At 58.9% G+C, this 8,475-nt stretch carries 6 protein-coding genes; 5 read left to right on the top strand and 1 reads right to left on the bottom strand.

The window, feature by feature from the left end; translation table 11 throughout:
* The 5 genes from V7080_RS20750 to V7080_RS20730 form a co-directional block, all read left to right on the top strand.
* A partial coding sequence (locus tag V7080_RS20750) for a sensor histidine kinase (RefSeq protein ID WP_334190291.1) occupies positions 1–1,069 on the top strand: 1,069 nt, incomplete at its 5' end.
* Between the two features lie 87 nt (positions 1,070–1,156).
* Entirely contained in the window at positions 1,157–2,605 is a 1,449-nt protein-coding gene (locus tag V7080_RS20745) for a sigma-54-dependent transcriptional regulator (RefSeq protein WP_334190290.1), read from the top strand.
* Positions 2,605–3,204, top strand: a complete 600-nt coding sequence (gene ampD, locus V7080_RS20740) for a 1,6-anhydro-N-acetylmuramyl-L-alanine amidase AmpD (protein ID WP_334190289.1) — start codon at positions 2,605–2,607, stop codon at positions 3,202–3,204. The genes V7080_RS20745 and ampD overlap by 1 nt, the downstream gene beginning before the upstream one ends.
* A gap of 415 nt (positions 3,205–3,619) precedes the next feature.
* On the top strand, positions 3,620–6,544 hold the full coding sequence (locus V7080_RS20735; protein ID WP_334190288.1) for a ribonucleoside-diphosphate reductase subunit alpha: 2,925 nt from the start codon (positions 3,620–3,622) through the stop codon (positions 6,542–6,544).
* A gap of 94 nt (positions 6,545–6,638) precedes the next feature.
* Entirely contained in the window at positions 6,639–7,820 is a 1,182-nt protein-coding gene (locus V7080_RS20730; protein ID WP_334190287.1) for a ribonucleotide-diphosphate reductase subunit beta, read from the top strand.
* 257 nt (positions 7,821–8,077) lie between these two features.
* Here V7080_RS20730 and V7080_RS20725 read toward each other — a convergent pair.
* The coding region (locus V7080_RS20725; RefSeq protein WP_334190286.1) for a hypothetical protein at positions 8,078–8,475 on the bottom strand (398 nt) is incomplete at its 5' end.

The raw sequence follows: 8,475 nt of genomic DNA, 5'->3' as shown, positions 1-8,475 counted from the left end.
CGTCGGCAGCGATGGCTGGATATTCGCCGCCAATCCGGCCGCCGAGCGCATGCTCGGGCTGGCGGTGCCCTACGGGCGGCCACGTTACAAGCTGGCCGAGTTGTCGACGCTGGCGCCCATCGCCGCCGCCTTTGCCGCCTGGGCCAGCGAGGCCGGTGAACAGCCGGACGGCGATACCGACTGGTCGACGTTTGTGGTGGTAAAACCACGCGAGGAACTTGCAAGCCTGCAGGGGTCGACCATTGCGCGGGAGGCCCGGAGGGAACTGGCGTCGCACCTGAAGCTGCGCTTCGCAAAGGTGGAGACCCGCGACCTCGGCGAGGAAAGGGCGGTGATTTTCCTGCAGGATGTTACCGAGATCGAAAACCAGGCGCAGCAATTGAAGCTGGCTTCGATGGGGCGGCTGACCGCAAGCATTGCCCACGAAGTGCGCAACCCGCTGTCGGCGATCTCCCATGCCGCTTCGCTGCTCGGCGAGGAAATCGTCGAGCCGGTGCAGTCACGGCTGCTGACCATCATCGGCGACAATGTCCGGCGCCTGAACCGGATGATCGAAGACATACTGAAGCTGTCGCGCAAGGCGCAAACGCAGGCCGAGCCGCTCGTGCTGGCGCCGTTCTGCAACGAGCTGCTGACCGAATTCCGCGAAACACATGCGATCGCCCCGGACATGATTCAACTTGGCGACATGACGGGCTACCAGGTGAGGTTCGACCCGCTTCATCTGCGGGAGGTCCTGGTGAACCTGCTGTCGAACGCGCTGCGCTATGCCAGCCCGGGTCCCGGCAGCATCCGGATTCATGCGCTGGCGGACAATGCCAGCCGGCTGGAACTGCATGTGCAGGATGACGGCCCGGCGATCACGCCGGCCGTCCGCGCGCACTTGTTCGAACCCTTCTATACAACATCCAGCAAAGGAACCGGTTTAGGTCTCTACGTGGCGCGTGAATTGTGTTTGAATAACGGTGCGATGCTGGATTACGAATACCGGACCGATGTTTCCCGCAGCGGACAAGAAAAACCCACCGGACGATTCGTTATTACATTCGCCATGCCGGCCCGCGTGTAAAGCCAATCGCGCTGACACCCGGCGGGCAGCACCACATACATATATATAGAAGCGAACGGCATTTGCCGGAAAGTACAAGGTTTGTAAATGAGTTCACCGAGCATCCTGGTTGTCGACGATGAAGCAGATCTGCGTGAACTGCTGGAGATCACCCTCGTCAGGATGGGACTGGATGTCGACAGCGCCGATTCGCTTGCCAGCGCCCGTAGCCGCTTGGCAAACGGCGCCTACTCGATGGTGCTGACCGATATGCGGCTCCCGGATGGTCTCGGCATCGACCTGGTAAAAGAGGTAAACGCGCAGCACAAGAATCTGCCGATTGCCGTGATCACCGCCTTCGGCAGCGCCGACAACGCGGTCGCGGCATTGAAGGCGGGCGCCTTCGATTATCTCTCCAAGCCGGTCGCCCTCGATCAGCTGCGCCAGATGGTCCAGTCCGCATTGCAGCTGAACAAGGCTGCGGCCGAGACCGAAACCCGCGAAGGCCGGTCGCCGGCAAATGCATCGCGCCTGATCGGTGACTCGTTCGTGATGCAGGATGTACGTACCCAGATCGTCCGCCTCGCCCGCAGCATGGCGCCGGTCGCGATTACCGGCGAGTCGGGCAGCGGCAAGGAAGTGGCGGCGCGCGATATCCATGCCAACAGCACCCGGGCCGGCAAACCCTTCATCGCAGTCAACTGCGGCGCGATTCCCGAGGCACTGATGGAAGCCGAGTTCTTCGGCTACCGCAAGGGTGCGTTCACCGGCGCAAGCGAAGACCGGGATGGCTTTTTCCAAGCGGCGAATGGCGGCACCCTGATGCTGGACGAAGTCGCCGATCTGCCGCTGGCGATGCAGGTGAAGTTGTTGCGTGCGATCCAGGAGCGCAGGGTGCGCAAGGTCGGCGCAACACTGGAAGAGCCTGTGGATGTTCGGCTGATCAGTGCCACGCACCAGAATCTGGCCGAATGCGTCGAAAAAGGAAAGTTCCGCCAGGACTTGTATTACAGGCTGAATGTCATCGAGCTGCGCCTGCCGGCGCTGCGCGAGCGACTGGAGGACATCGGCTTGCTGGCCGATGGCATCCTGCAGCGGCTGGCGGCTCCCGGAACACGGGCCGTGCTGGCGCCGGCGGCACTGGATGCGTTGCGCAACCACGGATTCCCGGGCAATGTGCGCGAACTGGAAAACATCCTGGAGCGGGCACTTGCGTTTGCAAATGATGGCGTGATCGAAGTCGCCGACCTGGCGCTCAAGCCCGCGATGGCATCTGTACTCGAAACGATCCAGTCGCCGGTACTGTCGGTCGCGGCCGTATCGGCGGTCGTCGCAACGCCGCCGCCGGTATCCGCCGCCGCATCGTTGAATCCAGAGAGCGATGAACCCTTGCCGGCATCACTGCCGGATCATCTCGATCAGGTTGAGCGCGAAATCATCCGGCGCGCATTGGCCAAGACCCGCTTCAATCGCACCCAGGCGGCGGAATTGCTGGGCATCAGCTTTCGTCAGCTGCGCTACCGCATGCAACGCCTGTCCATCCACGAGCCCGAATAATGAATCGCTATCATATCGATGACGACGGCTGGTGCAGCGGCGTCGCGCGTGAGCCATCGCCCAACTTCGACGTGCGCCCTGACGGGACCGTCGTCGATCTGCTGGTGATTCACAACATCAGCCTGCCGCCAGAAAATTTCGGCGGATCGTTCATTGCGGACCTGTTCTGCAACCGGCTCGACTGCGACGCGCATCCGTACTTTGATCAATTGCGGACCTTGAAAGTGTCTGCGCATTTCCTGATCCGGCGCGATGGCAGTGTCGTGCAGTTTGTATCGACGATGCAGCGCGCATGGCATGCCGGCCTTTCATCGTTTCGCGGTCGGGAGCGCTGCAATGATTTTTCAATCGGCATCGAACTCGAAGGCTCCGACTTCGAGCCCTTTGCCAGTTCCCAATACGGCACGCTCGCCGAACTGACCCTCGCGCTTCAGTCACGACACCCGCTCGATTCTGTTGCGGGACATGAACATATCGCGCCGGGACGCAAGACCGATCCCGGTCCCTTTTTCGACTGGCCGCACTATCGCAGCCTGCTCGACCGCCATGGCAAGCCACTTTTCGGCTATAAGCCCCTGCATTTCCCGACAGAATGCTGAAAAAATACATTGCGATGCATCAGAGAAATTGACGAAATACCCAAAAAAACATTTGCGCACCCGGCATCCAGCCACTAGAATTAGTATCAATCGGCGAACAGAACACTATATGTAGTGATGGCCCCTCCCATCATATGTACCGGTCCATTTCCGGAGCGTATCTTTCTTCGAGCCATTCACGTCGTTTTCCACAGCAACGCAATGCACATGAGATTGTCCAAATCCCCACGATTTTTCTGGAACAAAACCTGCATGGATCATCGAAGTGTGAAAGCGATTGCGACCGGCGCTCGCAGACATAGGATGTTCGTCATTTGATATTTGCTGAATAAGCGTGAGCACACCCGCATAACGGGTGTTTTTCAAAACCATAAGCAGCTGCAATACCAGCAGCAACAAGCTCCCAGGAGGCTAGATGCAATCAACTCAAGAAGTGTCCGTTAAATCCCCCAGCGAAATCGGTCTGGTCTCTCCTCGCAGTGGCTCTACCTCATCCGCATCCAATCTGTCCGTTAATCTGGGCGACTACAAGATCATCCGCCGCAACGGCGCCGTCGTCGGATTTGAGCCATCGAAAATTTCCATTGCTGTTACCAAGGCCTTCCTCGCCGTCAACGGCGGGCAGGGCGCTGCATCGGCGCGCGTGCGCGAACTGGTCGAACAGCTGACGTCGAATGTCGTGTCGGCGCTGGTGCGCCGCCAGCCGGCCGGCGGCACCTTCCATATCGAAGACATCCAGGATCAGGTCGAACTGTCGCTGATGCGCTCCGGCGAACATGATGTCGCTCGCGCCTATGTGCTGTATCGCGCCAAGCGGATGGAAGAGCGTGCCCAGCAGCAATCGACAAAGGCAGCAATCGATGCGCCGCAACTGCATGTGCTTGATAACGGCGAACGCCGTCCGCTCGACCTGCAGCAGGTGCGCGACCTGATCACTGCCGCTTGCATCGGTCTCGAGAAGCATGTGGATGCTGAAGCCATCCTGGCTGAAACCGTGAAAAATCTGTATGACGGCGTGCCGGTCGAGGAACTGCACAAGTCCGCCATCCTAGCTGCCCGCGCGCTGATGGAAAAAGACCCGGCCTACAGCAAGGTGACCGCGCGCCTGCTCATGCATACCATCCGCAAGGAAGTCTTCGGCCAGGAAGTCGCGCAGGCAGACGCCGCCGCACACTATGTCGACTACTTCCCAAGGTACATCAAGAAGGGAATCGAAGCCGAACTGCTCGACGACAAGCTGATGCAGTTCGACCTGCAGAAGCTGGCCGGCGCATTGGTGCCGGAACGCGACCTGCAATTCGGCTATCTCGGCCTGCAGACCCTGTACGACCGCTATTTCCTGCATATCGAAGGCACCCGCATTGAAATGCCGCAGGCGTTCTACATGCGCGTGGCGATGGGCCTGGCACTGAACGAGATCGACCGCGAAGCCCGCGCGATCGAGTTCTACAACCTGCTGTCGTCCTTCGATTTCATGAGCTCCACGCCGACCCTGTTCAATTCCGGCACCCAACGTTCCCAGCTGTCGTCCTGCTACCTGACCACGGTGGCCGACGATCTGGACGGCATCTACGAAGCCATCAAGGAAAACGCACTGCTGGCCAAGTTCGCCGGCGGCCTCGGCAATGACTGGACCCCGGTCCGTGCGCTCGGCGCCCATATCAAGGGCACCAACGGCAAGTCGCAGGGCGTGGTCCCGTTCCTTAAAGTGGTGAACGATACCGCCGTCGCGGTCAACCAGGGCGGCAAGCGCAAGGGCGCGGTCTGTGCCTACCTGGAAACCTGGCACATGGATATCGAGGAATTCCTCGACCTGCGCAAGAACACCGGCGACGATCGGCGCCGTACCCATGACATGAACACCGCGAACTGGATTCCGGACCTGTTCATGAAGCGGGTGATGGAAAAAGGCGAGTGGACACTGTTCTCCCCGAGCGATGTGCCGGACCTGCACGACAAGGTCGGCAAGGCGTTCGAAGCAGCCTATTCGGGTTACGAGGCGAAGGCCGCCCGCGGCGAACTGAAGCTGTTCAAGAAAGTGCAGGCGCTCGACCTGTGGCGCAAGATGCTGTCGATGCTGTTCGAGACCGGCCATCCATGGATCACATTCAAGGATCCCTGCAATATCCGTTCCCCGCAGCAGCATGTCGGCGTCGTCCACAGCTCCAACCTGTGCACCGAGATCACGCTGAACACCAACGATTCCGAAATCGCCGTCTGCAACCTCGGCTCGGTCAACCTGCCGGCCCACATGAAGGACGGCAAGCTGGACCACGTCAAACTGCAAAAGACCGTGCGCACCGCGATGCGCATGCTCGATAACGTGATCGACATCAACTATTACGCCGTCAAGAAGGCGCGTGACTCCAACCTGCGCCATCGTCCGGTCGGCATGGGCATCATGGGTTTCCAGGATTGCCTGCACATGATGCGCGTTCCGTATGCATCGATGGAGGCGGTGGAATTCGCCGACAAGTCGATGGAAGCGGTGTGCTACTACGCCTACTGGGCATCGACCGAACTGGCCGAAGAGCGTGGCCGCTACAGTTCCTATCGCGGTTCGCTGTGGGATCGCGGCATCCTGCCGCAGGACTCCCTGAGGCTGCTGGCGGAAGAACGCGGCGGTTACCTGGAGGTCGACACTTCGGAATCGATGGACTGGGCTCCGCTGCGCGCACGCATCAAGGAACACGGCATGCGCAACTCGAACTGCGTGGCGATCGCCCCGACGGCGACGATCTCCAACATCATCGATGTTTCCGCCTGTATCGAACCGACCTATCAGAACCTGTATGTGAAGTCGAACCTGTCCGGAGAATTTACCGAAATCAATGAACACCTGGTGCGTGACCTGAAGGCACGTGGCCTGTGGGATGAAGTCATGATCGCCGACCTCAAGTATTTCGACGGCAGCCTGGCCAAGATCGACCGCATTCCGCAAGACCTGCGCGACATCTACGCCACCGCATTCGAGGTCGAGCCGAAGTGGCTGGTCGAAGCCGCCTCCCGCCGCCAGAAATGGATCGACCAGGCGCAATCGCTCAATATTTACATGGCGGGCGCGTCCGGCAAGAAGCTGGATGAAACCTACAAGCTGGCCTGGCTGCGCGGCTTGAAGACCACTTACTATCTGCGTACCATTGGTGCGACGCACGCCGAGAAGTCCACCACCAAGGCCGGTGCGCTGAACGCGGTTTCCGCAGACGGCGGCATGAATGGCAGTTATGCGTCAGCACCGGCGGTGGTGCCTGCGAGCGTCGCGGCGGAGGATGTGGCCGGCCCTGCGTGCATGCTGCGCCCCGGCGATCCGGGGTTCGACGAATGTGAAGCCTGCCAGTAATCGTCCTCAAGATGTGATGTAGCGCAGCAATCATTGCTGCGCCCGCTTGAACATGACGACACTGCCACTACAATAGCCTTAAGGACAAAATGCGATGCTAAGTTGGGACGATGAAATGAAACCTGCGGCGAAAGCCGCGCCGATGCCGCACCCGGGGCAGGCATTCATGCCTGCGCCCGACGCGCGTTCAATGACCAATGCCATGTTCAATCCGGCACTGGTCGTAAAAACGGAAGCCGACCTGGCCGCCGAAGCAGCGCGGCGGGTGAATGCCGCCGACAAGCGCATCATCAATGGCCAGACCGACGTGAACCAGCTGGTGCCCTTCAAGTACAAATGGGCCTGGGACAAATACCTGGCTGGTTGCGCGAATCACTGGATGCCGCAGGAAATCAACATGCAGCGCGACATCGAGCTGTGGAAGAACCCGAACGGCCTGACCGAGGACGAGCGTCGCCTGGTCAAGCGCAACCTCGGCTTCTTCGTCACCGCCGACTCGCTCGCCGCCAACAACATCGTGCTCGGCACCTATCGCCATATCACCGCGCCGGAGTGCCGCCAGTACCTGTTGCGCCAGGCGTTCGAGGAGGCGATCCACACGCATGCCTATCAGTACATCGTCGAATCGCTCGGCCTGGACGAAGGCGAGATTTTCAATGCGTATCACGAGGTCGCTTCGATCCGCGACAAGGATGAATTCCTGATCCCGTTCATCGATGTGCTGACCAATCCGGAGTTCAAGACCGGCACGGTGGAAGCGGACCAGACGCTGCTGCGCTCGCTCATCGTATTTGCATGCCTGATGGAAGGTTTGTTCTTCTATGTCGGCTTCACGCAGATTCTCGCCCTCGGCCGTCAGAACAAGATGATGGGCGCAGCGGAACAGTATCAGTACATCCTGCGTGACGAATCGATGCACTGCAATTTCGGAATCGATTTGATCAACACGATCAAGATGGAGAATCCGCACTTGTGGACTGCCGAGTTCCGCGAAGAGATTAAATCGTTGTTTTTGCGCGCGGTAGAGTTGGAATATCGCTACGCAGAGGATACAATGCCGCGTGGAGTACTCGGATTGAATGCGCCAATGTTCAAAGGGTACTTGCGGTTCATCGCAAATCGACGCGCACAACAAATCGGTCTCGATCCGATGTTCCCCCAGGAAGAAAATCCCTTCCCGTGGATGAGCGAAATGATCGATCTGAAAAAAGAACGCAACTTCTTCGAGACTCGCGTGATCGAATACCAGACCGGCGGCGCACTGAGCTGGGAATGAAGCGCTAAAGAACATCCCGGCCATGACGTTAATGGAGACATGTCGGAACATGGTCGCGAACAAACAGTGCAAAAGACCTGACCGAAAAATCGAGGGGCTATCACCAAATTAATGGACAGTAGACGAACAACACAATCTTCTACGGTTTTGCCGCTGAACCCGACTCGCTCGGGCAAGGCGGCTTTTTCCCTGAAAAACCTGTTGGTTTTCCAGAAACAGTATTCCGACGCCGGCATTGTTGCCGGCGTTTTTTTTGGCTACGACTGCAACTGCGCCGAATAAACCGCGTTGTATGTACCTCCGCTCCCGTCGACGCGCGACGGTGAAGTGTAGAAGAGAGGCGTAGCCAATAAAGGCTGAAGTGCTGCATAGATGAGGTGATGCAGCAGTTCAGCTGGTGCCGAATTCATTAGCGCAAGCAGAAGCTTGCTTGCGCCGATGAATAATTCGTGCGGCTCATCGCGATGGGCGGCGCGGGTTTCCAACCTCGTAGTTTTTCTCATCACGTGAAGGAGAAACAGAATGGCAACAGCAAAGAAACCAGCTGCGAAGAAAGCAGCAGCCAAGAAGCCGGCAGCGAAGAAGGCAGCAGCTCCTAAGAAGGCAGCAGCAGCCAAGAAACCGGTAGCGAAAAAGGCAGCAGCTCCTAAGAAAG

The organism is Noviherbaspirillum sp. (assembly GCF_036846085.1).
In the GTDB taxonomy this organism is placed as follows: Bacteria; Pseudomonadota; Gammaproteobacteria; order Burkholderiales; family Burkholderiaceae_D; genus Noviherbaspirillum.
Note: the sequence above shows the minus strand (reverse complement) of the source record. Positions and strands in the feature narration are given on the sequence as shown.

Bases quoted from the DNA above. Each gene is read 5' to 3' on its own strand.
- ampD (WP_334190289.1), top strand. From the start codon at position 2,605: ATGAATCGCTATCATATCGATGACGACGGCTGGTGCAGCGGCGTCGCG.
- V7080_RS20745 (WP_334190290.1), top strand. From the start codon at position 1,157: ATGAGTTCACCGAGCATCCTGGTTGTCGACGATGAAGCAGATCTGCGT.
- V7080_RS20730 (WP_334190287.1), top strand. From the start codon at position 6,639: ATGCTAAGTTGGGACGATGAAATGAAACCTGCGGCGAAAGCCGCGCCG.
- V7080_RS20735 (WP_334190288.1), top strand. From the start codon at position 3,620: ATGCAATCAACTCAAGAAGTGTCCGTTAAATCCCCCAGCGAAATCGGT.